Annotated in this window: 25 protein-coding genes; 4 read left to right on the top strand and 21 right to left on the bottom strand. The window is 29.8% G+C overall.

The genetic code is table 11. The annotated features are described in order from the left end of the window. The first annotated feature begins 2 nt into the window (after positions 1–2). Together wecB and H0I32_RS08280 are read left to right on the top strand one after the other, a co-directional pair. Complete coding sequence (gene wecB, locus H0I32_RS08285; protein ID WP_179314148.1) at positions 3–1,097, top strand: non-hydrolyzing UDP-N-acetylglucosamine 2-epimerase; 1,095 nt, start codon at positions 3–5, stop codon at positions 1,095–1,097. Then, the gene (locus H0I32_RS08280; RefSeq protein WP_179314149.1) at positions 1,097–2,260 is read left to right on the top strand and encodes a glycosyltransferase family 4 protein; all 1,164 of its coding nucleotides are present in this window, start codon (positions 1,097–1,099) and stop codon (positions 2,258–2,260) included. Before wecB ends, H0I32_RS08280 begins: the two co-directional genes overlap by 1 nt. Here H0I32_RS08280 and H0I32_RS08275 read toward each other — a convergent pair. The 15 genes from H0I32_RS08275 to H0I32_RS08205 all read right to left on the bottom strand — a co-directional run bounded on the left by H0I32_RS08275 (position 2,257) and on the right by H0I32_RS08205 (position 18,629). Further along, entirely contained in the window at positions 2,257–3,612 is a 1,356-nt protein-coding gene (locus H0I32_RS08275) for an exopolysaccharide biosynthesis polyprenyl glycosylphosphotransferase (protein WP_179314150.1), read from the bottom strand. The genes H0I32_RS08280 and H0I32_RS08275 overlap by 4 nt on opposite strands. A 37-nt stretch (positions 3,613–3,649) precedes the next feature. Continuing rightward, on the bottom strand, positions 3,650–4,780 hold the full coding sequence (locus H0I32_RS08270) for a glycosyltransferase (RefSeq protein ID WP_179314151.1): 1,131 nt from the start codon (positions 4,778–4,780) through the stop codon (positions 3,650–3,652). Between the two features lie 183 nt (positions 4,781–4,963). After that, entirely contained in the window at positions 4,964–6,070 is a 1,107-nt protein-coding gene (locus tag H0I32_RS08265) for an O-antigen ligase family protein (RefSeq protein WP_218747122.1), read from the bottom strand. Positions 6,071–6,171: 101 nt separating this feature from the next. Beyond that, entirely contained in the window at positions 6,172–6,972 is an 801-nt protein-coding gene (locus H0I32_RS08260) for a glycosyltransferase (protein ID WP_179314153.1), read from the bottom strand. Beyond that, positions 6,932–8,338, bottom strand: coding sequence for an O-antigen ligase family protein (locus H0I32_RS08255; protein ID WP_179314154.1), 1,407 nt, complete (start codon positions 8,336–8,338; stop codon positions 6,932–6,934). Before H0I32_RS08255 ends, H0I32_RS08260 begins: the two co-directional genes overlap by 41 nt. 61 nt (positions 8,339–8,399) lie before the next feature. Then, positions 8,400–8,834, bottom strand: coding sequence for a serine O-acetyltransferase (locus H0I32_RS08250; protein WP_179314155.1), 435 nt, complete (start codon positions 8,832–8,834; stop codon positions 8,400–8,402). Beyond that, complete coding sequence (locus H0I32_RS08245; RefSeq protein WP_179314156.1) at positions 8,831–10,090, bottom strand: oligosaccharide flippase family protein; 1,260 nt, start codon at positions 10,088–10,090, stop codon at positions 8,831–8,833. The genes H0I32_RS08250 and H0I32_RS08245 overlap by 4 nt, the downstream gene beginning before the upstream one ends. 112 nt (positions 10,091–10,202) lie before the next feature. After that, a complete protein-coding gene (gene rfbD, locus H0I32_RS08240; protein ID WP_179314157.1) occupies positions 10,203–11,060 on the bottom strand; it encodes a dTDP-4-dehydrorhamnose reductase in 858 nt (285 codons plus the stop codon). After that, positions 11,057–11,602 (bottom strand): dTDP-4-dehydrorhamnose 3,5-epimerase, encoded by a 546-nt coding sequence (gene rfbC / locus H0I32_RS08235; protein WP_179314158.1) that lies wholly within the window; start codon positions 11,600–11,602, stop codon positions 11,057–11,059. Before rfbC ends, rfbD begins: the two co-directional genes overlap by 4 nt. A gap of 5 nt (positions 11,603–11,607) precedes the next feature. Next, positions 11,608–12,471 carry a glucose-1-phosphate thymidylyltransferase RfbA gene (gene rfbA / locus H0I32_RS08230; RefSeq protein ID WP_179314159.1) on the bottom strand — a complete coding sequence of 288 codons (864 nt, stop codon included), beginning with the start codon at positions 12,469–12,471 and terminating at the stop codon, positions 11,608–11,610. 1 nt (position 12,472) lies between these two features. Beyond that, positions 12,473–13,492, bottom strand: a complete 1,020-nt coding sequence (rfbB, locus tag H0I32_RS08225; protein ID WP_179314160.1) for a dTDP-glucose 4,6-dehydratase — start codon at positions 13,490–13,492, stop codon at positions 12,473–12,475. Further along, entirely contained in the window at positions 13,485–14,537 is a 1,053-nt protein-coding gene (locus H0I32_RS08220; RefSeq protein ID WP_179314161.1) for a hypothetical protein, read from the bottom strand. The genes rfbB and H0I32_RS08220 overlap by 8 nt, the downstream gene beginning before the upstream one ends. 3 nt (positions 14,538–14,540) lie before the next feature. Continuing rightward, positions 14,541–16,232, bottom strand: a complete 1,692-nt coding sequence (locus tag H0I32_RS08215; protein WP_173587646.1) for a DUF6909 family protein — start codon at positions 16,230–16,232, stop codon at positions 14,541–14,543. Positions 16,233–16,260: 28 nt separating this feature from the next. Then, complete coding sequence (locus tag H0I32_RS08210; RefSeq protein ID WP_179314162.1) at positions 16,261–17,763, bottom strand: GH3 auxin-responsive promoter family protein; 1,503 nt, start codon at positions 17,761–17,763, stop codon at positions 16,261–16,263. Beyond that, positions 17,763–18,629 (bottom strand): M23 family metallopeptidase, encoded by an 867-nt coding sequence (locus tag H0I32_RS08205; RefSeq protein WP_173587644.1) that lies wholly within the window; start codon positions 18,627–18,629, stop codon positions 17,763–17,765. Before H0I32_RS08205 ends, H0I32_RS08210 begins: the two co-directional genes overlap by 1 nt. Positions 18,630–18,744: 115 nt before the next feature. Between H0I32_RS08205 and H0I32_RS08200 the strand changes: the two genes are divergently transcribed. After that, positions 18,745–18,927 (top strand): twin-arginine translocase TatA/TatE family subunit, encoded by a 183-nt coding sequence (locus H0I32_RS08200; RefSeq protein WP_173587643.1) that lies wholly within the window; start codon positions 18,745–18,747, stop codon positions 18,925–18,927. Positions 18,928–19,011: 84 nt separating this feature from the next. On the opposite strand, the gene H0I32_RS08195 is transcribed toward H0I32_RS08200, so the two are convergent. The 4 genes from H0I32_RS08195 to H0I32_RS08180 are packed head-to-tail and all read right to left on the bottom strand — an operon-like array spanning position 19,012 to position 23,760. After that, positions 19,012–19,992 carry a DUF4837 family protein gene (locus H0I32_RS08195; protein ID WP_173587642.1) on the bottom strand — a complete coding sequence of 327 codons (981 nt, stop codon included), beginning with the start codon at positions 19,990–19,992 and terminating at the stop codon, positions 19,012–19,014. Positions 19,993–20,015: 23 nt separating this feature from the next. Next, positions 20,016–21,575: a LysM peptidoglycan-binding domain-containing protein gene (locus H0I32_RS08190; protein WP_173587641.1), complete on the bottom strand. Its 1,560-nt coding sequence runs from the start codon at positions 21,573–21,575 to the stop codon at positions 20,016–20,018. Positions 21,576–21,609: 34 nt separating this feature from the next. Next, the gene (locus H0I32_RS08185; RefSeq protein ID WP_173587640.1) at positions 21,610–22,569 is read right to left on the bottom strand and encodes a hypothetical protein; all 960 of its coding nucleotides are present in this window, start codon (positions 22,567–22,569) and stop codon (positions 21,610–21,612) included. Between the two features lie 3 nt (positions 22,570–22,572). Then, positions 22,573–23,760: a phosphoglycerate kinase gene (locus H0I32_RS08180; RefSeq protein ID WP_173587639.1), complete on the bottom strand. Its 1,188-nt coding sequence runs from the start codon at positions 23,758–23,760 to the stop codon at positions 22,573–22,575. 178 nt (positions 23,761–23,938) lie between these two features. On the opposite strand from H0I32_RS08180, the gene H0I32_RS08175 reads away from it, so the two are divergent. Then, positions 23,939–25,099, top strand: coding sequence for an ATP-binding protein (locus H0I32_RS08175; protein ID WP_179314163.1), 1,161 nt, complete (start codon positions 23,939–23,941; stop codon positions 25,097–25,099). Positions 25,100–25,136: 37 nt separating this feature from the next. Here the strand turns inward: H0I32_RS08175 and H0I32_RS08170 are convergent, their stop codons facing one another. Together H0I32_RS08170 and H0I32_RS08165 are read right to left on the bottom strand one after the other, a co-directional pair. Further along, positions 25,137–25,658 carry an OmpH family outer membrane protein gene (locus H0I32_RS08170; RefSeq protein ID WP_179314164.1) on the bottom strand — a complete coding sequence of 174 codons (522 nt, stop codon included), beginning with the start codon at positions 25,656–25,658 and terminating at the stop codon, positions 25,137–25,139. A 213-nt stretch (positions 25,659–25,871) separates the two neighbouring features. Further along, complete coding sequence (locus tag H0I32_RS08165) at positions 25,872–26,729, bottom strand: class I SAM-dependent methyltransferase (protein WP_179314243.1); 858 nt, start codon at positions 26,727–26,729, stop codon at positions 25,872–25,874. Positions 26,730–26,899: the final 170 nt, after the last annotated feature.

The raw sequence follows: 26,899 nt of genomic DNA, 5'->3' as shown, positions 1-26,899 counted from the left end.
TTATGAACATTACAATTATAGCAGGAGCACGACCAAATTTCATGAAGATTGCCCCCATTATTGAGGCAATTAAAGAAAAAAAAGCGCTTGGCTTTGATATTAATTACAGGTTAGTACACACGGGTCAACATTATGATAAAAATTTAAGCGATACTTTTTTCACAGAATTACACATACCGTTCCCAGATGCTAATTTAGAAGTGAAAAGTGGTACTCAAGCCGAACAAACTGGTGCAATAATGATTGGTTTTGAAAAGGAATTACAACAAAACCCTTGTGATTTGGTAATGGTTGTTGGCGATGTTACCTCTACAATAGCGTGTACTATTGTTGCTAAAAAAGCAGGAATAGATGTTGCACATGTGGAAGCCGGAATTAGATCTGGAGATATGAATATGCCCGAAGAAATTAATAGAATTGTTACCGATAGTTTAACCGATTATTTTTTTACCACATCTAGCTATGCTAATAAAAACTTAGCAGCTCTAGGGGTTTCTGAAAGCAAGGTTTTCTTTGTTGGAAATGTAATGATTGACACCTTATTAAAACATACACCAAGATTTGAAAAACCTCAAATTTGGGAATCTTTTAACTTAGAAGAAAAGAAATACATGGTGATGACATTACATCGCCCAAGTAATGTAGATGAAGAAAACCAGCTTAAAAGCTTAATACATAATATTGTAAGTTTAGGTAAAGATTTTCCTATAATATTTCCAGTGCATCCACGAACTAAAAAGCTTTTGGAAGGATTAGATTTAAATTTTGAAAATCTACACTATGTAGAACCTTTAGGCTATTTACATTTTAATTATTTAGTAAAAAATGCTTTTGCAATGCTAACTGATTCAGGAGGAATTACCGAAGAAACCACCGTAATGAATGTACCGTGTATTACGCTTAGAGATTCTACCGAAAGACCTGAAACTTGTGAAATTGGGACGAATGTTTTGGTAGGAAATGATACTAAAAAAATTGAATCGGCTTTTAAAGATTTGCTTTCAGGACACTGGAAACAAGGACAAACACCAGAGCTTTGGGACGGTAATGCTGCAAAACGAATTACGGACTGTTTAGTTGACATTTATTCTCTTTAATGAAAGACATATTAATTATAACAAGTTATTTCCCCCCAGAAACAGGCGCGGCTTCCAATAGGATTTTTCATTTAGCAACCGGTTTACATTCTCAAGGTTTTAAAGTTGCCGTAACCACACCGTTGCCCAATTACCCAAAAGGGAAAATTTTTAATGATTATAAAGGTCGTTTTAAGCATATTTCTGTTGAAAACGGAATTACCGTAAACCGCCTGTGGATTTACGCCAGCAACTCAAAAAACAAGTTGTTACGCCTTATTGCAATGCTATCTTACAGTTTTAGTTTAGTATGGTTTTTTATGTGGCATAACATCCCAAAAACCGTTATTGTACAATCTCCTCCCCTTTTGGTAGCGTTTACTTGCATGTTATTTTTAAGACGAAAAAAACATAAGTTAATATTAAACGTGAGTGATTTATGGCCTATTGCTGGTTTAGAATTGGGAGCCTTTAAAAAGAATTTTAGCTATAAAATGCTAGAAAAAATTGAACGTTTTAATTATAAAAAAGCCGATTTAATTTTAGGACAAAGTGAAGAGATTTTAACTCACGTTTTAGGTATGTTTCCGGAGAAAAAGGTGTTTTTATATAGAAATTATCCTGATTTTAAAGCTCCAGATCGCCAATACGCGCCAGCTTCCGAAGGAAAAATAAAAATGGTTTATGCCGGATTATTAGGGATTGCTCAAGGGATTTTTAAACTTTGTCAAGAGTTAGATTACAAAAAAATTGAGTTTCATATTTATGGTGCAGGATCAGAACAGTTACAAATTGAACAATTTATAACAGCAAACCCAAATCTTCCTATTATTTATCATGGAGAAGTAACTAGACAAGAATTACACCAAGAGCTTTTAAAGTACGATTTAACGGTTATTCCGCTACTTAATAGAATTTATGGATCTGTTCCTTCAAAAATATTTGAATATGCTAAATTAGGGCTTCCAATGCTTTATTTTGGGGGTGGTGAAGGTGAAGGTGTTGTAAAAGAAAATAATTTAGGTTGGATTGCTGAAGCTGGAAATTACGAGGTATTAAATCATTCTATTTCTAAATTAAACAGGAACGATTTCTCAGAAAAACGCTCTCTAAATATTATAAAAAAGGGAGTTGATGTCTTTAGCTTTAAAGTACAACTAGAGAGGCTAACTAAAGTTATTTAATAAGCTTTATCTTCTCCTTTAAAAATATTAATAAAAGTTTGGAAGATAATTTTTAAATCTAGAAGAATAGACCAGTTTTCTATGTAAAAAATATCATATTTAACTCGACCAATAATATCTTTATCCGTTTCAACTTCACCTCTAAATCCACTAGTTTGGGCCAAACCTGTAATTCCTGGTTTTACAAAATGTCTCACCATAAATTTATCAATTCTTTTGGCATACATTAAGGTATGACTTACCATGTGAGGTCTTGGGCCAACTACAGACATATCTCCAAAAAGAACATTAAAAAACTGGGGTAATTCATCAATACTGGTTTTTCTAATGAATTTACCAATTTTAGTTACACGCTGATCTCCTCTTGTGGCCTGGTAAAGATGTGCGTCCTTATTTGGTGTCATGGATCTGAACTTGTAGCAATCAAATTCTTTATAATTAAATCCATTTCTAGATTGCTTAAAAAACACGTTACCTTTAGATTCTAACTTTATTAAAATAGCAATAATTGGTGTTAGCCAAGATAGCACGAAAATAATAACAAAGCTTGAGAAAAATATATCGAAACCTCGTTTTATAAATGTGTTAACAGAGTCCTCTAATGGAATATTTCTAAGCGTAAGAATAGGAATATAATCGTAATACTCATAGCGTAATTTTTTAGCATAAATCTCTTTACTATCCGGTATAAATTTTAGAATCTTAAGATTATTATCTGCAAAATTTACAATGTCCGCAATTTGAACATTACTCAATTCTGAAATGGAACAGTAAATCTCATCGATTCCTTCTTTTAAAACATATTTAAAACACTCTTCTAGAGAATATTCTTTGTTTTTTAAATTAAATGTCTTTTTGTGTAAATAACCATATTCAGGGTTCTTATTAAAAAAATTTTCTAAGGCCAATGTTTTTTTATTTAAACCTAAAATAACAGTTTTCCTAAAGTTTCCACCAAACGATGTTCTATACTTCTGTAACAAATAGTAAATAGTAAACTTAAAAATAGTGATAAAAAGAAAACAGAATAATGTATATTTTACAATTGGTCTAGGGTATATTTTATACTCATGGTATAAACCTGAAAATGCAAATACAACTAGTAAAAATAAAATAAATTGTTGTACTATAAGAGATAAAATATTTACAGGCCTCGTATATCTATATACTTCATAAAAACTAGAATAGACCGATATTAAAAACCAACTTATAGATATTAAAGTCAAAAAAATAAAAGGATCATTACCTTTAAGTAAATACAATACAGCAATTCCATTAATGATTATTAAATCAATAATGTATGAAATGGGTCTTAAATATCCTGAATATCTACCTTGTTTGAATAAACTCAATTTTGTTTTTTTGTTATTTAATAAAAAATTATTAATGTTACTTTTTTAGATTTTCACAATAAATTTTTTCTAGTTTACAAATGTTTTTAGTAATATCAAATTTACTATTAAATAGTGCTAGCGAATTTTGAGAAAACTTATTATTCTTTTCATTATTATTAATCAACTCAATGATTCCTTCAGAAAACTTGTACTTATCTTCATTAAAAATAAGATAACCATTATAATTATCTTCTACCAAATCTCTATTTCCGTCAGCATCTGTTGCCACTATTGCTTTTCCAAGAGCTAAACTTTCAATAATGGAATACGGCAATCCTTCATATCTTGCTGTAGATATGTATAATTGAGACGCTTTAATAATATTAAATATATCAGCTCTAGTAGTCCACTCTAAAAGTGTAATATTGTTCTCTAATCCAAGTTTTATTATTTTATCTTTTACAGAATTCAAATTTGGTGAATAAAATCCAACTCCCATTAAAACAAGGTGAATATCTTTTATTGTTTTTTTCGTCTCTGCTAATACTTCTACCATCAATTCAATATTTTTTTGAAAAGATGGACGACCTACTGAACAAATATAATTATCTGGCCAATTCTTATTAATTGATAAAGGTTTTATCTCACTAATAGGATTTATTGAATTATTAAACAATAATGCATTTTCTTTCTTATAACCAACATCAAGTATTGCCCTATTGCTTTCAGATATAGAGGTCGCTAATACTTTATTATTTGTTCTACGAAAATATTTTTCAACAAGCAAATATAATTTTTTCTTGAATTTAGTTTCTGCACTTAAATATGAATATGCATGTGGTGTATACAAAACAGGAGTTTTTAATATAAAACCTACTGCTTTTCCTACTACCCCCCCCTTAGCACTATGAGCATGTATAACATTAGGCTTTTCTTTTTTTAAAATTTTTATTGTTTGATATATAGATAATAAGTCTTTAATTACATTTATCTCTCTTTGAATTGGTAGTTTATAGTCTTTAATTAGCCTTTTCTTATTATCTAAATATGGCTTCTTAGTATCCTCTTTGCTGTGAATAACTATGCTATGAAAATTAGAGCTTTCAATATTTTCTAAAATAAGTCTAAGGTACACGTCAACACCCCCTACAGAATTTAGAATATGAGCAACTTTTATTTTATTCATTAATATTTTATTTTAATCAAATCTATATTTAGAATCATACCAGATTTCTGATTTCTTACTTTTAAAGAGTAAATTACTCGATTAACATCTTTCTTGATTTCAATTTGTAGTTGAAAAATTAATTAAAATACTTTTAATATTACCGTACTAATCTCTCTCTATCTTGCTATTTAATTATTATTGTCATTCTCTACTTTTTAAAAGTAAAATAGAAGAAAATGCAAATAAGTAACATCCCACCTGCCTATGTAGTATATTCTCTACGAGCATTACTAAAAATAAAACTCCTAAAAGGCTAATTACTAAAAAACTAAAACGATTAATTATCATCAAATCATACAAATAGAGCAAAAAAAGTCCAAGAGCAATAAAACCAGAACTCAAAAGGATATCAAAAAATTGATTATGAGTATTAAACCTACTATTCACAAACCATTCTTTTCTTGCTTTATCCTTAATGTTATTTGCGTAGCAATTAACTAAAAGCTCTTTTGTATTATAATAACCATGACCTATTATTAATTCTTTATTATAATCAATAAGACCTAAAGAACAATTCCATATTTCATATCGTGGTTCGCGCTTTTTTATTTTTTCAAAGAGTGAATCAGTATAAGTATCATTAGAGTGAAAAAAACGTTTTGAAAGATTAGGATTTACAAGAAAAAATAATGCTAAAAAAAAGATTAACCCAAATGCAATAATAAACTTATATCTAGATTTATATTGCGAATAGATAAAGTATATAAACACAAAAACAGCCGATATTATAGCTATTCTGGCAGCAATAACAAGTAAAAATAGTAAGATTATAACAGCATTAAATAAAAACAATAACCGAACACCTTTTTTTAACTTTAACGTATTACTATATAAATGTAATGACAAGACCAAACTAATTACGCAAGTAAACCCTAAGTATAATCGTTCTGAAATTAAAACTTCATTAATAAAATTCCCTTGTGAAAAACTAAATTCACCAGTATCATTTATAAACACAACGATATTATAAATAGAGATAAGTATTGCTAAAAATACAGCGACAATAAAAGTGATTTTGACATGTATTATAGTCTTTAATGGAATAATAAGAGGAATAAGAATAAGGGGGATTGCTAATTTTTGAAATAAGAATAGATCATTTTTAATCTCACCATTTATTAAAGAGAATACTATAATAACACAAAAAAAAACGAGAAAAATAGCGTAACTTTTTTCCTTTTTTACAAATGCCTTTATTTCGCTTTTTTTAATTATAAAGAAGCCTAACAGAACCAATGTTATTAACATAACATTTGGAGCTGCAGATAGTACTTTCTCGAAAGGCAAAGTAAAACATAGCAAACAAAAAAACAGGTTGTATGTTTGATAAAGATATTTTTTTAAGGTCATTATTTTTTTATAATAGATTTTAATTTGGTAGTTGTTTCTCTGGATAAAAAATATAAAACAGAACTTCTAATTATACCATGTATTGGATATAACCCAAAATAAAAATTCTCTATAATAATATTAATCCGATGTCTAATTTGTAACCTTCTTCGTTTTGAAGAAATAGAATTTAAAGACATTTCATAGATTAATAATACTTCAGGGTAATTTGCTACTTCATATTTTTTCACAATTCTAAAGAACAAATCGTAGTCTTGGGCGGCCTTTGAGTATTTTTTATTATAAAGACCAATATCGTTAAAAACTTCAGTTCTAATTATTACTGAAGGGTGCACAAACATATTATTAAGATACATCTTTTTCTTAATTTCATCATGTTTTATCGGATGTTTTAAAATAAAAAGTTGATTACTCTCTTCATCTACCATCTTTGCCCAAGTCCCTAATAGTTTAATATCTGTATTAGAGTCTAAAAAAGATAATTGTTTTGAGCATTTGTTTTTTACAAATAGATCTCTACAATCCAGGCGACCAGTATATTCATAGCCATTTTTTATAGAAAATTCGAGCCCCTTGTTTAAGGCATAACTGAGTCCTTTATTTTCTTCTAAATAATTAAAAAATATTTTTCCATTTGTAAAACTATTTGTTAATTCTTTTTCGTTAAGCTCTACACTACTACCATCATCAATTACAAAAATATCTACAGGAAAATCTTCATTAATTGATGCTATAGATATTTGTAACCCTTCAGGATCATTATAATGAGGAATTAATATTATTAATTTTTTCTTTATCATTTTTCTTCTTTTCTTCTTTTTGTAGCAGAATAATTAAGGTTAAGCATAACCAAAAAAAGTATATTCTAAATGTATCTGTCTTACCCCAATTAAATAAAAAACCAATCATAGATATTGTAATTACAATTGGTATTATTGTTTTACTTCCTTGTTTTCTAAAAGCTTTATTATAACACCAAAATAATATTAATAAAACAAAAAACACAAATAAGCAAAACCCTATTATTCCTGTTTCTGCTAACAATCTAACATATAGATTATAACCTGGAGGAAAACTTTTATGGTCTTCATTTAAATACTTGTACTTAAATTCCCAATTATTCTTTACAGCCCAATCTGGGTATAAATCTTTAGCTTCATAAGCTTGTAAGCCGTAACCTGTTCCTTTAATAGGGTTGTTTAAGAAAACTTTAAACAAAGCAATTTGTATTCCAAACCTCGATTTATTAGATATCGCATGCACATCATCAGAGGTTTTAAATGAAGAAATTTTTGATGCAGTGTATTCATAAATTGGTTTTGCAAAAAACAACAGCGAGATAAATATTACAACTGCACTTATTGAAAATATTTTCGCGAACAATTTATGAAACTTTTTATCTTTTAAGATGTACATCATAAAGATAATTATTTGAACAATAATTATAAAGATTCCGGCTCTAGAACCTGATAAAAAAGCTAATATAATGGTTAAAAAAATCGGAAAAAAACGACTTCGTTTTTTTTCTGTAAGAATGTAACTAAACATCCATCCAGAAATACTTAACAAATAGGTAGCTAATGCTGGGGACTCAAAAGTAACTGAAGATAATCTTTTTGTCGTTGTATCTATATAAACTTCGGTAAATGGAAAATAATCAAAAAGCGTTAAAACATCTAATAGCTGAACCATATTAAACTTAACTATGAAAAGTTCAAATACAGCGTAAATTGCCACAACGTATAATGAGTAGGTTAATACTGTTCTAATTTTAAAAAAAACAACCGCTGTATTATACTTTTTAAATACATTATAAAACAACCCGACAAGAAATAAAGAGGACAATATTAGTGAGGTATATTGCCTTATAAAACGTGATAATCCTGATGTTTTTTTAAAATAATAACCAGATAAATCATAGAAATTTAAAATACCAGTAAAGAAAAAATAAATAATAACTAAAAGAAAAACTTGAAACAATAAGTTATTAAATGGCAATTCTAATTTCTTTTTACAAACCACAAATAATGAAGCTAATAAGAAAAACAGAATACAAGAATCTTTTTTAAATTCTCCTAGAAACTCAAGACCTTCATACGAATTAAAGGGTAGAAAGAATATACCCAGCAATACAATAAAAAAAGCTAAATCATTTAATTTTATCACTACTCTTACTTATAATTCATCTAAAAAAAAAGAATTCCGATCAAGTTCAATAACACTTAGATTATTTTGTTATTTTCTTTTTCACTTCTGCTGGACTACCTGCAACAACTACATTTGATGGAACATCATTTAAAACAATTGAGCCTGCACCAATAATTACATTATCACCAATATTAATGTCACCAATGAGAATACTATTTGGATAAATAATCACATTATTTCCGATTTTCGGATAACGGGCTTCTTTATAGTTTTGAGTGTCTTTGGTTCCTATTGTTACATTTTGAAATATTTGACAATCAGTTCCTATTTGCACCTTAAACCCAATTACAATTCCTATAGGATGATGAAAAACAGTTCTTTTTTTGTACAAATTCCAAATACCAATATTAAGATGATTACAGAAATAAACCTTAATATTTCGATAACAATAAATACTTAATATTGAGCCAATAATAAATCGGGTTAGTGCTTTCGCATAACGTAGTAAATTCATAGAATGTTATATTTTCTACACATAATATATCTATATACAGCATCTACCATAAAAGAAAAAACAAATATTAAACTCAGTAAAAATAGAGATATTTGATTTCCTAAGCTAAAATATACGATTATTATTATTAAGACATACGCCACACTAGATAATGCCATACTATACAATACATCTTTATCATAGCCATGAATAATTAAGCAATTTCTTCCAAATAATCCGCTTAAAATTTCAAAAGGAACAAAAAAGACCACAACCGTTAAAATAAATATTGAATCTGTCATTTGTTCACCTCCAAGGATTAAAACTAATAAAGGGGCAAAAAATTGAACTATAATAACAAAACCTACAGATAATCCAATACATAGATAAATAATTTTTCTTAAAAAGAATTTATTCTTATCTCTACTCATTTTTGGAAAAATAGAAATACTGATTAACTCCAGAAATGACATACCTATCCTAGATATCTTAAGTGCCAAATCAAAGTATGCTACTTCCTTATATGAAAACAAAAACTTAACTATAACAATATTTAAGTTTGTCTTTAAGGTGTTTGACGCATAAGCCAAAGCCATTATATATGACTTTTTAATATACAATTTTAAAATTCTTAACGGCTGCCAAGAATACTTAATTCCTTTCTTAAATATAATGTATTGTGATATAACACCTGCTATTAGAGCTCCTGTTCCATTAATTATAGGAACTAATAAATAATCTCCACTTTGATTGACTAATAAAAATGTAAGCACCAAAAAAATACATCTGCTTATCAATGTAATTATGGTTATATATTTCATTTCCTCTACTCCTTGAAAATAATAAATAGGGAAAATCAATTCATAAACACATAACCAAAGCGTTAAATAAAATAATAGTTTGTTGTCTCTAAGCTCAGGGATCACAAAGATTAAAGCAGTAAGAATTAATATTGAAATTACAAAAAAGAAACCTTTTATAATGAAAACACTACTAATTATTTTATTAAGTTTTTCCCTATTATATTTATGAATACTTATTTCTTTGGTGGCAGTGATATTAAAACCAAAGTTTATTAACACAACAAAATAGCCAATAATAGCCTGAGCATAAATTACCAAACCATAAGTGTTGCTTCCTAATACTCTAATTAAGTAAGGGAACACAATCAAAGGAATAAGCATATTTAAAACCTGTAGAATTGATAAATAAGAGAAGTTCTCTATTATTTTCTTATTCCTATTAAGGATTTTAAAAATCTTGGAATTTGAACTCATTTTGTTTTTTAAGTCTCTCTAATTACTTCGCGAAATTATAGTATTATTTTGTTGTAAAAGACATATTTCTATGAAAATGAATAATTCATCACCTCACCACTGTAGGCTTTTCTTATTTAGAAAAATTCTCAATACATTTCACTAAACTAAACTTCCAATTTGGGATAGAAACATGGAGATTATTTACTAATTTAGAAGTGTTAAGAACACTATATTTCGGTCGATCTGCTGGTGTTGGGTAATCTAAAGTTGAAATTTTATTTAACTTAATATCACTATTACTTACGTTAAAAATTTCTTTAGCAAAATCATACCAACTAATCTCACCTTCGTTACTATAATGATAAATACCATAATTAGTATTTCTTAACTCAATAATTTGCAATACAGCTTCTGCTAAATCTTTAGCGTATGTTGGGCTCCCTATTTGGTCACCAACGACACTTATTTCATCACGTTCATTAGCTAACCTCAACATGGTTTTTAGAAAATTATTACCATATTCTGAGTATAACCAAGAGGTTCTAATTATGAAATGTTGTGGTAATAGCTTAGAGATAGTTTGTTCTCCAGCCAATTTAGTTTTACCATAAACCCCTAATGGATTAGTAATATCGTCTTCTAAATATGGGACGGTAGATTTACCATCAAAAACAAAATCTGTTGAAATATGAATTAATGTCGTATTAAACTTTTTACAAGCTTCAGCTAAATTCTGAGCTCCTAAATGATTTACTTTATCTGCTAATTCAACTGCTTCTTCTGCTTTATCTACAGCAGTATAAGCTGCACAATTTATACAATAATCAAATGAAGACGCACCAAAGACATCCTCTATATTCGCTTTATTTGTAACATCTAATTCAGAAGAAGATTTAAAAATAAATTGAAGATTTGGATGCTTTGAAACTAAGCTTTGAAAACATTGTCCTAATTGACCGTCTTTAGCTGTAATAAGTACATTTATCATATTTTAGCATCTTTTAATTTAGGTAAAATGATGTCTTTATCTGAAAGAATAAAATCTGTACTTGGTAGTTGCCAATCTATTTTTAAATCTTCATCATTATAAATAAGACCTGCTTCTGATGCTTTATTGTAATAATTATCACACTTATAACTAAAAATTGTTTCATCTTCTAAAACAATAAAACCATGCGCAAAACCTCTTGGCACAAAAAGCTGTGTTTTATTCTCTTCTGTAAGCTCTACTGCAACATGTTGCCCAAATGTTTTAGACCCCTCTCTTACATCTACCGCTACGTCTAAAACAGCACCTTTAACAACACGTACTAATTTTGCTTGGCCATGTTCTCCTAATTGATAATGTAAACCTCTTAAAACACCTTTAGAGGATTTAGATTCATTATCTTGAACAAAATTAACATCCAATCCTAATAGTGAATTAAATGTTTTTTGATTAAAACTCTCAATAAAATAACCTCTTTTATCTTTAAAAATATTAGGCTGTAAAATATAGCAACCTTCTAATTTTGTTTCTTTAATTGTCATTCTTTTTATTTAGATAATAAACTTAATAGATGCTTACCGTAACCACTTTTAATTAATGGCTCAATAAGAGATTTAAATTGATCCTCATTGATATACCCCATACTAAAAGCCGCTTCTTCTATAGCTCCAATTTTTAAACCTTGACGTTCTTCTATCACTTGTACAAACTGAGAGGCTTGCATTAAAGATTTAAAAGTACCTGTATCTAACCAAGCTGTACCTTTATCTAGAACGCTTACTTTCAATTTTCCTTGACTTAAATAAGCTTTATTAACATCTGTAATTTCTAATTCCCCTCTGTGACTTGGCTTAATATTTTTTGCAATGTCTACGACAGAATTATCATAAAAATATATCCCAGGAACTGCATAATTAGATTTTGGATGTTCTGGTTTTTCTTCAATTGAAACAGCCTTACCCGATTTATCGAACTCTACAACACCGTAACGTTCTGGATCGAGAACATGATAAGCATAAACGATTCCTCCATCAGGATCATTATTTTCTTGTAACAAGTCTGATAAACCAGTTCCATAAAAAATATTGTCACCAAGAATTAAAGCCACTTTATCGTCTCCTATAAAATCTTCTCCAATAATAAAAGCTTGAGCTAATCCATTAGGTTCTTCTTGTACCGCATATTGAAAATCACAACCAAATTTAGTACCATCACCTAACAATTTTTTAAATAAAGGTAAATCTTGAGGTGTAGAAATGATTAATATTTCTCTTATCCCAGACAACATTAAGGTTGAAAGCGGATAATATATCATTGGCTTGTCGTAAACAGGCATTAATTGCTTGCTTACTGCTAAAGTTAAAGGGTGTAATCTTGTTCCTGATCCACCTGCTAGTATAATTCCTTTCATATTAACTGTTGTATTTATTAAGGTACCACTCTATCGTTTTCATTATACCAGATTCAAAATTTTCACTCGCCTTCCAACCTAATTCATTTTCTAATTTTGAAGCATCAATAGCGTACCTAAAATCATGTCCTGGTCTATCTTTAACAAATGTAATTAAATCAGCATAAGACGAAGTATTCTCTCTTGGCTTAATAGTATCTAATAGTTCACAGATTTTGTGAACGATGTATAAATTATCACGTTCATTTTTTCCACCAACATTATAGGTTTCACCAGCTTTTCCTTTTTGAAATGCTAAATCAATTCCTGTACAATGATCTTCTACATACAACCAATCTCTAATATTTTTTCCATCTCCATAAATCGGTATAGCTTCATTATTGATTGCCTTTCTTATAATGGTTGGAATCAGTTTTTCATCGTGTTGTTTTGGACCGTAATTATTGCTACAATTAGTAGTCACTACATTCATTCCATACGTATGAAAATAACTTCTTACAATAAAATCTGATGATGCTTTTGAAGCACTATAGGGACTATTTGGTGCATAAGGAGTTTCTTCAGTAAACAAACCTGTGTCTCCCAAGGTTCCATAAACCTCATCTGTTGATATATGATGAAATCTGTTAGTCTCACAACCTTCTTTAAATGAAAATGGAGCATCCATCCAATGTTTTTTGGCAACATCTATTAAGTTAAAAGTTCCATTAACATTTGTTTTTACAAAGGCATCAGGATTCTTAATTGAATTGTCTACATGAGATTCTGCCGCAAAATGAATGACCCCAGAAAATTTATATTTTATAAAAAGACTATTTACAAGTTCTGTATCACAAATATCTCCTTCAACAAACGTGTAGTTTTTATTTTCTTCAAGTCCACTTAAATTAGAAAGATCGCCTGCGTAAGTAAGCAAATCAAGGTTAACAACATTTACATCCTTATAATTCTCTAAAAAATGAACTATAAAATTTGAACCGATAAAGCCTGCCCCTCCTGTAATTAAAATTATTTTACTCATAATTCTTAATAAAATTAAATGCTTTTAGTAGTAAAAATGTTATTATAAAAAGTAATAATGTTAAAACAGGAAATAATATAAAATAGCGATGACCTATACTTTTATCCTCACTACCCAACCTATCAAAAGTAGATAAAACATTAAAGTAAGTATTTTCTTCAGCAATACTTTGATCTAACAATTTTAAATTTCTTAAAATATCTTGCTCTTTAATAAATAATTCATACTCCTTAGTAATTGATTTCTCTTCTTGAAGTGGAATACCTGAAGTAAAACCGAATGATAAATCTTTAGTTTCTGAACTGTTTTTTAAGACCTGTAAATATGTTTTTTGAATGCTATCTAGACGTGTTAATTCTAATTTATAAGAAGAACGCTCTATATAAGCCATTGTATCCCTAACTTGCTTTTTATATTTGGCAAAATCATTCTCAAACGTCTTTTCAAAACCAGGATAAAGCTTTGTAAAAATATCATTTTTAGTAGACCTCGCTTTAATAGAAAACAAATTACCAGTTAGTAAATCTCTATTCCCAACGTATTCTTTATAACTTAACTCGTCTACCAAAGAGGTATCTATAGATTGTACATATTCATCATATTCACTAAATAAATCATTTTGAGTTTCAGGTCCTGCTTCAAATTCAAAACCTATAAGTTCTTTTGCGGTTAGTGTATCTATTTCAAATATATTTGACAACTCAGTAACATTATCCGAACTGATTAAACTATTAAAATAATTAATATTACTCGCTAATTGATATTTAGAATCAAAATTGGTTTTTACCAACATATTTGAATAATAAATTGGTTTTTTTGTTTTTTGAACAACAAAACCTAAAACAGCAGTAATTAATACGGCAACAGCTACTATTTTTATATGATCTACAAGTGGCTTTATAATATAAATAAAAGCAGAAAAAACACCTTTAAATATCCTACCTATAAAAGAAAATAGCCTTTCAAATAAATTGCCAATAGCATTAAACAGTTGTCCTAAATCAACCTCTTCATTCTCTGGTTGCTGTGGTAATTTTTCACTCATTTTTTATGAATTAAATATTTGTTCTAGTATTTTTTTTGTGATCGCGTAAGTCGGTCTAACTCCAGAAGCTCCTAATCCTCCAGAAGCTAAGGTTCCTCCTGTTTCTAATGGATTATCACTAGCGTAATACGCATATCTTACTTTTACATCTTCGTTTATATTGCCTCTAACTCTAGAAGCTGCTTGGATGGCTTTTTGGTAGTGCGCACCTTCCATTTCTAAACCTATAACGTTCCAGGTGGATTTTTTAAAGAATTTTAAAATTTCTTTATTCTGAAGTGATGTTCCCAAAACAGTAACCATCGTTCCTTCAAAAACAGAGAAACCACAATCTAAAAGATCTTCCTTAGTTAACTCATTTTTAAATGGATAATTATCTGCAGTACCTTCAAAAATATGAGCATTAGGAATCATAACATCTCCTTTTCCTCCTTGTAAAATACCAGCTTTCCCCATAATGGAAATAGATTCTACATTTAAATGTACATCTTTACCTGCTACATGTATAGGCTTTAAAAATTCATCTAAAGTTTCATAAGCTTGCTCTCCAAAGGCATAATCCATTACAAAGATGACCGCTTTTTTCTCTTTAGCTTCTTCTAAATACTTAAAGTCTGTTTTAGAAAAATCTATTTTATCGGTATCAAAAATCTGGATATCAATATTAGTCCCTGAAGTATCTTTAATAGTTATCATTCCGTTTTGCAACGCTAATTTTTCAACCTTACTTCTTAAGTGTCCATTTTGAGACTCACTTAAAGCTTCATAAGTTTGAAAAATATCTTTTTTAGCATCTGCTCCTTTAAGTGCTCCTTTGGCAAATAAAGTATTCATAACGCTATGCATGTTAGCACTAATAATATGAATAGGTCTCCCTAATAATCCGTTTTTATGTAAAGCCGACTTTATTTCATCTGCCCAAATTTCACCATGAATATGATGTCCTAAACGCTCTCTTAAAACAGGACTAAATGTTATAGTACGTTTTTCATTATTAATTGTTTCTTCTATCGCTAATTTCCCTAACCAATATACAATATGAAGTAAGCGTTCTGGTTGGTTTTCAGTAGCAAATTTTGGATAAGCATCTGTTAACTCATGAAACGTTCTGCCTAAAATATTAGCAGTATGCGTTATTGCAATTTCACGTTCTTTTTGTGTCAGTTTATTAGTAGAAAGGACAGCATTCTCTAATTTTTGCCAATCTCTAATTGTAGAACCATCTTCATCAATAATAACACGCTTGCTTATTTTATGAGACTCTACAAATAAAAACGTAAGATGTGTTAAAATATCGTAAATCTCAGAACGACCTCTTGTGATTTCAATATTCATTTGCTCATCGTCAATACGATAGCAATTACGTCTTCTTTTAGGTGGAATTATAGATTGAAAATGAGAATTTGCATACCCTTCATCACTTGTTAAGTTAACAAAAGTACACTCTTCTATACCTTGAGGTAAACGATCTACCACATATAATAATCCTTCTAATTCTGCTTTCTCTTCACCAATTGAGCCATAAATCTCTGGACGCAATAGCAATAAAGCTTCACGTAATGTTTCTCCAGAAATCCCCATTGGCTTATAAAAACCACGGTTAAAGAGGTGACGCATTGTTATATACATGCGCTCTATAGCACTAGAACTCTCTTGTGCTCTAGTTCTTCCTTGTTCTTTTTTTGTTGTACTCATAATATTAGTTTAACCTGCAAATATAGGCTTATTTCGTTAAATGAAGTTCATGTAAACTATCTGCAATCTTTCGATCGTTTGATAATCTTGGTATTTTATTCTGTCCTCCCAACTTTCCAATAGACTTCATATAGCTCTGAAAACCATCTTTTTTAATTCTTGTTATTTTTAAAGGTCTAAGAACTTTTCCTGTAATTAAATCTAAATAATAACTGTTTTGTTGTTGTAAAGATTGTTCTAAGGCTTCAATTAATTCAGCTTCATTTTCTAGTTCGTTTTCAAACTCTATTAACCATTCGTGATAAGGTAAACCTTCCTCAGGACTTATTTGAGGGGCTACCGTAAATTCATTAACCGAAATTAACGTATTTTTTGTTGCTTCTTTAAGCGCTTGCTCTACTTCTTTACCAATAACATGCTCGCCAAATGCTGAAATAAAATGCTTTATACGACCGCTAACAATCAATCTATAAGGCTTTAATGATGTAAACGCAACAGTATCTCCAACATTGTATGCCCATAATCCTGCTGTAGAAGAAATAATCATTACATAATTTACACTTAACTTAACATCTGTAATTGTAATTCGTTTTGGGTTTTTATCGAAAAAATGTTCTGCCTCTACAAATTCATAGAATATTCCTGAATCTAGCTGAAGCAACATTCCTTTTTCGTCTTGTTTATCTTGAAACGCAAAAAAACCTTCACTTGCCGGATACAACTCAATACTATCTACTTTTCTTCCTATTAGATTCTCGAATTTAGCACGATAAGGTTCATAATTAACACCTCCAAAAATGAACAAATTGAAATTTTGAAAAAGATCACCAACACTCTTACTAGATTTCTCTATTAATTTCTCAAAATACATTTGTACCCATGGTGGTATTCCAGAAATGATACTCATATCTTCATGGATCGTTTCTTCTACAATTGCATCGACCTTAGTTTCCCAATCTTCAATGCAGTTGGTTTCTAAACTTGGCAATCTGTTTTTTTGAAGATATTTAGGGACAAAATGAGCAACTATACCAGATAATCGACCTAATTTTATACCGTGTTTTTCTTTTAAAATAGGACTTCCTTGAAGGAAAATCATTTTACCATCTACAAATTTCGCATTTCCAGTTTCATGGATATATAGCAAAATTGCATTCCTTGCCGCTTCAATATGAGTTGGCATGCTTTCTTTTGTAATAGGAATATATTTTGCACCAGATGTGGTTCCTGAAGTTTTTGCAAAATAAATAGGTTTACCCTTCCAAAGAATATCTTCTTCACCTGCAACAACGCGTTCTACATAAGGCTTAAGTTCTTCGTAATCTCTAATTGGAACATTAGCTTGAAACTCTTCAAACGATGTTATATTTTTAAAATTATGATCTTTTCCAAAAACGGTGTGTTCCGCTGTAGAAATTAAATTACGAAACACTTTTTGTTGTGTTTCTAAAGGTTTAGAAGACCATTTATTTATTTTCCTTGCGACGTATTTTGCAAAAGGTTTTGAAAGTGCGGCTTTGAGTGATACCATTACTGAAAATTAATAAAGTTAGTTGGGTTTACAGAGTATCCCTTGCTCCAAAGTTCAAAATGTAAATGTGGGCCTGTGGTTAATTCACCTGCGTTGCCAGACATAGCTATAACCTCACCAGATTTTACTAAATCTCCTTGAGATTTTGTAATCGCAGAATTGTGTTTATAAACAGAAATAAGCTCTTCATTGTGCTCTATAATAACCACATAACCTGTTTCTATAGTCCATTCAGCAAAAATAACGGTACCATCTGCAGCTGCTTTTACAGGGGTATTTAACGGAACTACAATATCTACAGCAAAATGTTTTTCTTTTAGGTCATAACCTTCAGAAATAGTTCCATTTACAGGTGGAAATAATACGTAAGATTGATCATCTGAGACCTCAAACAAATTATATTTATCTTCCTTATCTACTTTAGCTCTTAAAAGAGAATCTTCTCTACTTGTTGGGACTTGTAAAATATCGAGATCATTTTTAGCTGCTTCTATAATAGAATCTCTATTAAAATCTATGGTTGCAACATCTCCTATTAAAACTTTTCTGATAGATGCGTAATAGCGTTTATTCAACTCTAATTCTTGAACTAAAGAATCTGTTTTATAGTTTAAAACAGTAGCTCTCTTTTTTAACTTAGCTGATGAATAGCCTGGGATATATTCTCTTAAAGGCGTAAATGCAATAAGTAAAACCGTGAAAAAGATAAGTGATATTGCTGAAAGTGAAGATAACACAAACACATTAAGCCTTGTTAACTTTATTGCAAAACGTTCTTCAAAAGTATCTTCGTTTAGTATAACTAAACGGTACTTATGAAGTAACTTTTTAGTAAACTGTTTTTCTTTTTTTTTCTTTTTTGCCATCAAAACAAAATTAGTTAAAATACTGAAATAGTACTACCATTAACTCTTAAAGTTGACTAAAGAATACTGTTATATAAACTATAATTACTAACTTTGTAGTCTAAAATTTAAAATTATGATTTTCAATAATATATTTTTATTCATAGGACCATGGCAATATGTTATAATTGGTCTTGCTATACTTTTATTGTTTGGTGGTAAAAAAATACCTGAATTAATGAAAGGATTAGGTAGTGGAATTAAAGAATTTAAAGACGCTAGCAAAGAAGAATCTACAGATATTAAAGAGAAAGAATAATACTTTTATTTCTCTTGTAAGAAAACAAAAGAGGCTATCTAAAATATATTTTAGATAGCCTCTTTTTGTTTTAAGTTTTAATTATTATTTAATCTTAACCGATTTAATCATCGCTTCCAATTCAAAAATATAATCTCTTTTTTCTAAGGAAGGTGCATACACATACCCATCTGCTACAATGTAACGGTTATTAATTTTATCTTCAATGGTATAAGTGATAAATGGACCTGCCATTGTAAAACCATTCATTACCCACATACCTCTCACTTCGTATGCTGGCTTATTATCTATAATCGTTTCAAACATTGATGGCGCATAAGCATCTTCAACCTCCATATAAATACCATCTTCTCCTGGTATTTTAGTTTTTGTAATATCGTTTCTCATCTTTACAATATCTACAATTGCACTATCGCCTTTAGAAATAGTTTCCATTGGTACAGTATAAAGCATTAGGTCTATCGTTTTAGTATTACTTAAATTCTTTCTAAGCCAGAAAAAATCTTCGTCTGACTTAGCGATATTATAAACTGAAGGAATACTCATAGAGATTCCTAACTTCTCTTCTATGTTCTTATCCGTTAATGGAGAAAGCTTAATACGTCTTAATTTTTCGTTAACTTCTTCTTTATTAAAAGCATCAATAATTTTATCCTTATTCTCTTCTAATTCCCTTATGATATCTTGGTTTGTTTTACCACCAACTACAGCAACTGTTTGAGGTTTAGCAAAGGGATTATTTACAATTTTAGTTGTAGATTCTACATTACCTTTTTCAATTTTAAGTACTATTCTGCTTCGTGCAGCAAATCCGTCAAAAACCTGAGTAGGAATTTGTTTCATATTAAATAAAGGCTCTTCTGTTGGTAAACCATTTACTGGCGCAGCAAAAATATTCCTTATCTCCTCTCCGACTTCACCATCCCACACATTATTATCTGCAACTATAGAAATGGTATTTAAATTTCCATTTGAAGCGGGTAAATAAATAGTGTTGTCTTTTTCCTTTTTATCTCCACATGCTACAAGCAATACACAAAATAATACAGTACAAAAAGCTCTCATAATTTATAATTTTTGTTGGTTTTTTATTTAGACACTACAAGTGTCATTCCTATTTTGAGTTTATTACCACTAATATCGTTCCAATCTTTAATATTATCAACAGAAACTCCAGGAAACTTTTGAGCAATACTCCAAAGTGAATCTCCAGACTCTACTTTATAGACTTGTTTTCCTGCTGTATTGATTACTTTTTTAGGCTTTTGTACCGGTTTAGTAACACCATGATTCTTAGCGAAAATAGTAAGACGTTGTCCTACTTTTAAACTATTGCTTCTTAAGCCATTCCATTGCTTTAATTGACTTACTCTTACGCCATATTTCCTTGCAATCTTACCAAGATAATCTCCGCTTTGTACACGATATCTAATCTTACTATCTGCTTTAATAAGTTCTGGTAATGGTTTTTCACGCTTATTAAATTCTGCATTTGCAAAAGCATAAATACGATCTTCGTTAGTGACAAATGTTCCAATTGCTGAACGCGGTAATCTTAAGACATATGTTTTTCCTTCTACCTTTGGAATAATATCTAATTTATAAGCCGGATTTAAAAACTGTAATGCTTCAATATTTATACCGGTAGCTTCAGACACATGGTTTAATGAGATCATTTGTTTCACGTGTACCGTATCTGTTTCAATTAACTGATAATCGGGGCGTTCTGGCTTAAAACCATGCTCCTCTGCATATTCAAAAATATACATTGTTGCTAAAAATGCAGGTACATAACCAGCTGTTTCTCTTGGTAGATTATGACGGATATTCCAGTAATTTGTAGCTCCGTTAGACCTTCTAATCGCTTTATTTACATTTCCTGGTCCCGAGTTATAAGCTGCTAATGCTAAATCCCAATCATTAAAAATGCTATATACTCGATTTAAATATTCAGCGGCTGCTTTTGTTGCTTTTATAGGATCACTACGATCATCTACATAACTACTCACCTCTAAACCGTGTTCTTTTCCTGTTCCGTACATAAATTGCCACAAACCAGTTGCACCAACTCTAGATCTTGCTCTTGGTTTTAAAGCCGATTCTACAATGGCTAGATATTTCATTTCTAACGGAATATCATGATTCGCAAATTCTTGTTCAAACATTGGAAAGTAAAAATGACTTAAGCCTATTAACTTTTCAAACGATCTGCGTCGGTGTTTTAAATAGCTTTTAATAACACTCTCTAAGGATTCGTTATATTCTACATTAAATGGAGTTCTAGCGTTTAAACGTTCTAATCTAGCCTTTAATGTGTCTGTAGAAAGTTCAGGGTAATCCACAGGTTTGTAATTCATTTCTGCTATTGATTTGTAAATAGTATCAAAAAGTGAATTATTATATAATTCTTCTAACCATTTTTCATCGAGTTTTGCAGCTTCGGGTAGGTCTGAAAGATTTTTAACATCTAAAGAATCTTTAATCGGATGAATCTTATCTTCAGTTTTAAATAACTTACCATCTAAAACCGCATCTTCAGTTCTATTAACCTCAGATGGTGTTTTTACAATGCTATCCGTTTTAACTTGTGCTACAAGATGAGCACTAAAAATAATTGTACAAAAAAATAATACTATAACGCGTAGCATAGCTTAATATCGTTTATTAAATTAATCGAATTGATTAATTAGGTTTAAAATAAAAAATTGGGGAATTTCTAGAATGAGGCTCACCTTCTACACCTTGCCGTAATAACTCACCTGTAAAGGTATTTATTGTTCCGACTTCTTCTCTTCCATCTCCATCTATAAAATATTCAAAAGCACTATCTTCAGTATCGTAACCTATTGATGCACTTCCTATAAAAGTATAAGTATCAGAATTATCAGTAATTAAATCACCTTGTAAATCTGTTAAATATTCATGGACTTGATAGCTAATTTCTTTTCTTCCGATTAGGAATTGATGTTCTGCATCACCAAACCCTTTAAAAAAGTTGTAATTAAAGTTTGTATGTTCTTCTACTAAACTAAACGTATCTAAATCGATAATCATAGTTTTTTGAGCTGAAGAATTAAACACATCTTGAATGATAACTAACTTATTAGACGCTTGAAAATAACTAATTCCTTCAATACCAAAATTAGGAATACCAAAGGTTGAAGTTACATTCTGAGTTTCTACCAACGATCCATTCTCAAAAGTTTTTAAAAGAATATTTGAATCGTCTTCAGTAACTAAAAAATGATATCTATTTTCTGATTCCATAAAGACACCAGACATTAAATAATCATTTTCATCAAAATTAATAACAGAAGATTGAACTGTATAGTTGTAATCTCTATTCTCGTATAAGTCTTGTAAATCAATGTAATTCAACTTAAAACCTGAATAAAAATCACTTCTAGAAATAAAGTACAACCGTTTAGATTGTACTTTATTATAATAGCCTAAAATGCTCAAATAATACTCAGAAGAGCTACTTTCAAAAATCACCTTATTTGTTTGGTCACCTATGAAAACGAGATCTCCATCATAATCTAAGAGCACTTTATATCTTATATCTGTTACTTCAGAAGTTGTATCATCAGAATCACAGCTAAAAAAGAAAAATAATAAGAAGATGTATTTAAACAACCTCATATATTAATCTAATATCGCAGCGATACCAGGTAAAGTTTTACCTTCTAGACTTTCTAACATTGCACCTCCACCAGTACTTACATAACTTACTTTGTTTTCAAATCCGAATTGTTTTACAGCAGCAACAGAATCTCCACCACCAACTAAAGAAAACGCTCCGTTTTTGGTTGCTTTTGCTATAGAGTTTCCTAATTCGATTGTTCCTTTTGCAAAACTTTCCATTTCAAAAACACCTAAAGGTCCGTTCCAAAGAATCGTTTTACATTGGTTGACAACAGTATCAAAAATCTCGATAGATTTAGGACCAGCATCTACACCTTCCCAACCATCAGGAATATTTGTAACATCACAAAATTGTGTATTTGCAGTATTGCTAAAATCATCAGCAGCAACAACATCTACAGGTAAATGTATTTTAACACCTTTTGCTTCAGCTTGCTTTAAAATATCTAAAGCCAATTCCATTTTATCATCTTCACAAATAGAATTACCAATTTTTCCACCTTGAGCTTTAATGAAAGTAAATGTCATACCTCCACCAATAATTAAGTGATCTACTTTGTCTAAAATATTCTCAATTACTGTAATTTTTGAAGAAACTTTAGCACCACCAAGTACTGCTAAAACTGGTTTTTCACCATCTTCCATTACTTTTTTAATGCTTTCAATTTCTTTAGCTAAAAGAAGACCAAAACATTTAGCTTCCGGAAAAAACTCAGCTACAATTGTTGTAGAAGCATGTGCTCTATGCGCTGTACCAAAAGCATCATTAACGTATATATCTCCTAATTTTGATAATTTCTCAGCAAAATCTTTATCACCTTTCTTTTCTTCTTCGTGAAAACGTAAATTTTCGAGTAATAAAATTTCACCAGGTTTTAAAGCTGCTGCTTTTTCTTCTGCCTCTGCACCAACACAATCGCTAGCAAATTTTACTTCAACACCTAAAATATCTTCGATTTTAGGAACAATATGCTTTAATGAAAATTCATCTTGAACACCTTTTGGTCGTCCTAAATGCGACATTAAAACGCAGCTTCCTCCGTCTTCTAAAATTTTAATAATTGTCGGTTTTGCCGATACAATTCTCGTAGCATCAGTTACTTCAAACTTATCATTTAACGGCACGTTAAAATCAACTCTGATTAATGCTTTTTTATCTTTAAAATTAAAGTCATTTAATGTTTTCATGATATATATTTTATAACACAAATATAAAGATTAGAAACATAAATATTTTATATAGTTTTGCTTAATATCGAATAGAATTTGAATTTAACGTTTAATTTAAATTTGTTCCATATAAGACGTGAAAAATCTTGTAATAAAAGACCTCAATTAAGAGGTAAAACATAATAGAATCAAAACCATGTTATTTTCTGAAGTTTTAGGTCAACAACACATAAAAAATCACCTTACAACAAGTGTTGATGGAGGCAGAATTGCACACGCACAGCTATTTGTTGGAGCAGAAGGTTCTGGCGCGTTACCTATGGCATTGGCTTACGCACAGTATATTTTGTGTAGCAATATTAATGGTGAAAATACTGGTGGAAAAGATTCTTGTAATATAAAGTTTAAAAACTTCTCGCATCCCGATTTGCATTTTGCTTTTCCTGTTACAACAAGTGATAAAGTAAAAAGTAAACCTGTTTCTAAATATTATTTAGAAGAATGGCGGCAACTATTAGACCAACAACCTTATGGAAATCTCTTTGATTGGTACAAGCTTTTAGGCGTTGATAACAAACAAGGGCAAATTGGTGTTGAAGAAGCTTTAGAAGTCGTTAAATCCCTTACTTTAAAGTCTTTTGAAGGCGGACATAAAGTGATGATTATCTGGATGGCTGAAAAGATGAACACCGCAAGTGCTAACAAGCTTTTAAAGCTTATTGAAGAACCACCAGAAAAAACAGTATTTATTCTTATTACAGAAGACGAAGGACAGATTATTAACACTATAAAATCCCGTTGTCAGATATTACATTTCCCACCTTTAGCTGAAGAAGCTATTGTAGAAGGGCTAATAAAAAACTACCATATAGAAGAAGCTGTTGCTATAAAAATAGCACAACAATCTAATGGAAATTACAACAAAGCTTGCGACCTTATCTATAATGATAGTGAGGATATTCAGTTTGAAAAATGGTTTGTACTTTGGGTACGTTCTGCTTTTAAAGCACGAGGAAACAAAGCTGCTATTCACGATTTAATTTCATGGTCTGAAGACATTGCTAAAACAGGACGTGAAACACAGAAGAAATTTTTAAGCTTTTGCCTTAATTACTTTAGACAAGCCTTATTATTGAATTATAATGCTAAAGAATTGGTTTATTTAGAACCAAAATCGGAAGATTTTAAGCTAGAAAAATTTGCGCCTTTTGTTCATGACGGTAACATAATGGAAATATCATCAGAACTACAAGATGCTATATATCATATAGAACGAAACGGTAATTCTAAGATTATTTTAACCGATTTATCTATAAAACTCACTAGATTATTGCATAAAAAAAGTCAAGCTTCATAGCTTGACTTTTTTTTATATGTAATATTAAAATTTAATATTATTTTTTCTCTTTATAAGCTGCATTAAGTGCCTCAAGAACTTCTTTAGTTAAATCATTAGTTTCTTTACCGTACATAACGCTTCTAGAAGCATCACTAGTACCAAAAACGTAAGAATATCCGTTAGCTTCTGCATAATCTTTTACAAAATCTACAACTTCAACAATAGAAGAATCTATTTCAGTTTGAAACTCAGTCTGAAATTTTTGTTGGTCAGCTTTCATTTGCTGCTCTATCATTTGCCATTTTTGTTGAAATGGTTGTGCCGCTTGTTGTTGTTGTTGCTCTGACATGCTAGCTAATCTTTGTTGTAATTCTGCAACCTCTTTTTGATAAGCTTGTCCAAGACTATCGCTTTTCTTTTTTGTAGCTTCATCTCTAGCTTGATATTTATCTTCAATATCTAACTTTCCTTGATAATCATTAATTAGTTCAGAGTTATTTACAAAACCTGTTTTTTCTGGTTGAGCACAAGATGCTAAAACAACTAATACGCCTAAGCTTAAAAATATTTTCTTCATGATTTATTTTAAAATTAATTTTTACAAATGTATAAAAGTTAGATTGTGATTTGGATAAATTATTTAACTATTGATGTTTTCTATTGAATTTAATCACCTCCATTAATTTAATCAATTAAAAACAAGCTTAAATAAAGTGTTTTAAGAGGTTTTAAAAAAAACCCTTTACAATAACACATTTACAATCTAAATCAGTAATTAGCGCTCATTAAATCAAGAATTAACCTTTTTTAACACATAAATAAGCGAAGAATACTCATTATTTTGACTTGCTTTACGATTTGAGCACCAACCTATCCAAAAAGCTTTAAAAGGATTCATAAATCCGGATTTGTATTTTTCAGAAAGTAAACAGACATAATACGCATCAAATTTCATTGGTAAAGTCTTAACCAATTTCATATTTTCTTTTTTAAATAATTCTGAAATCGATGTTTTTGAAAAATGCCAAAGATGTCTCGGCACGTCATAAGCAGCCCAAAAGTTTTTATAGTATTCCGCATCATAACTTTTATAATTAGGAACAGCAATAACTAAAGTACCATTCGGCTTTAAAAGGGATTTAAATAATGCCGTTTGTTTTTCTAAATCAGGTAAATGTTCTAAAACATGCCAAAGCGTAATAACATCAAAAGAGTTTGGTTCAAAACTCTCTAAGACTTTTGGTTCAAAAACTGTATCATTTGTTTTTGAATTAGCGATTGTTCTTGCCTTTTTATCAGGTTCAATTCCTGTAATCTTCCACCCTCCTTTTAATGCTGTTTGTAAAAAATCACCAGTTCCGCAACCAATATCTAAAAGTGTTTTAGACTCAGATTGAAACGAATTAATCAGTTTTAGTTTACGTTTTAGAGAAATTACTCTCACATAATGATAGGCATATTCTAACAAATTACGCTTAGTATCTGTATGCGAAATGTAGTCTTCACTTTTATAATACGCAGACAACTTTTCGCCTTTAGGTTCCGGAAAAGTCACTAACATATCTAATTCGTTATTATATAATAACTGGAATTCTTCCTTAGAAACAGAATGATCTTTTAAAGTAATGTATGTTGATTTATTTTTTATCACGAGTATAAAATGTTTGAATATTATTAAATTTTAATGAAATTGAAGCCTATTAATTTTTAATCTTAAGACAAAAGTAGAATTATATATTATCGTTTTAAATCTAAATCTTATAAAAAAGACTCTTATTTATTATATATTATTTTCTAATTTAAGACTTAATGATCTAA

This window comes from Winogradskyella sp. HaHa_3_26 (genome assembly GCF_019278425.1).
GTDB classification, from domain to species: Bacteria; Bacteroidota; Bacteroidia; order Flavobacteriales; family Flavobacteriaceae; genus Winogradskyella; species Winogradskyella undariae.
Note: the sequence above shows the minus strand (reverse complement) of the source record. Positions and strands in the feature narration are given on the sequence as shown.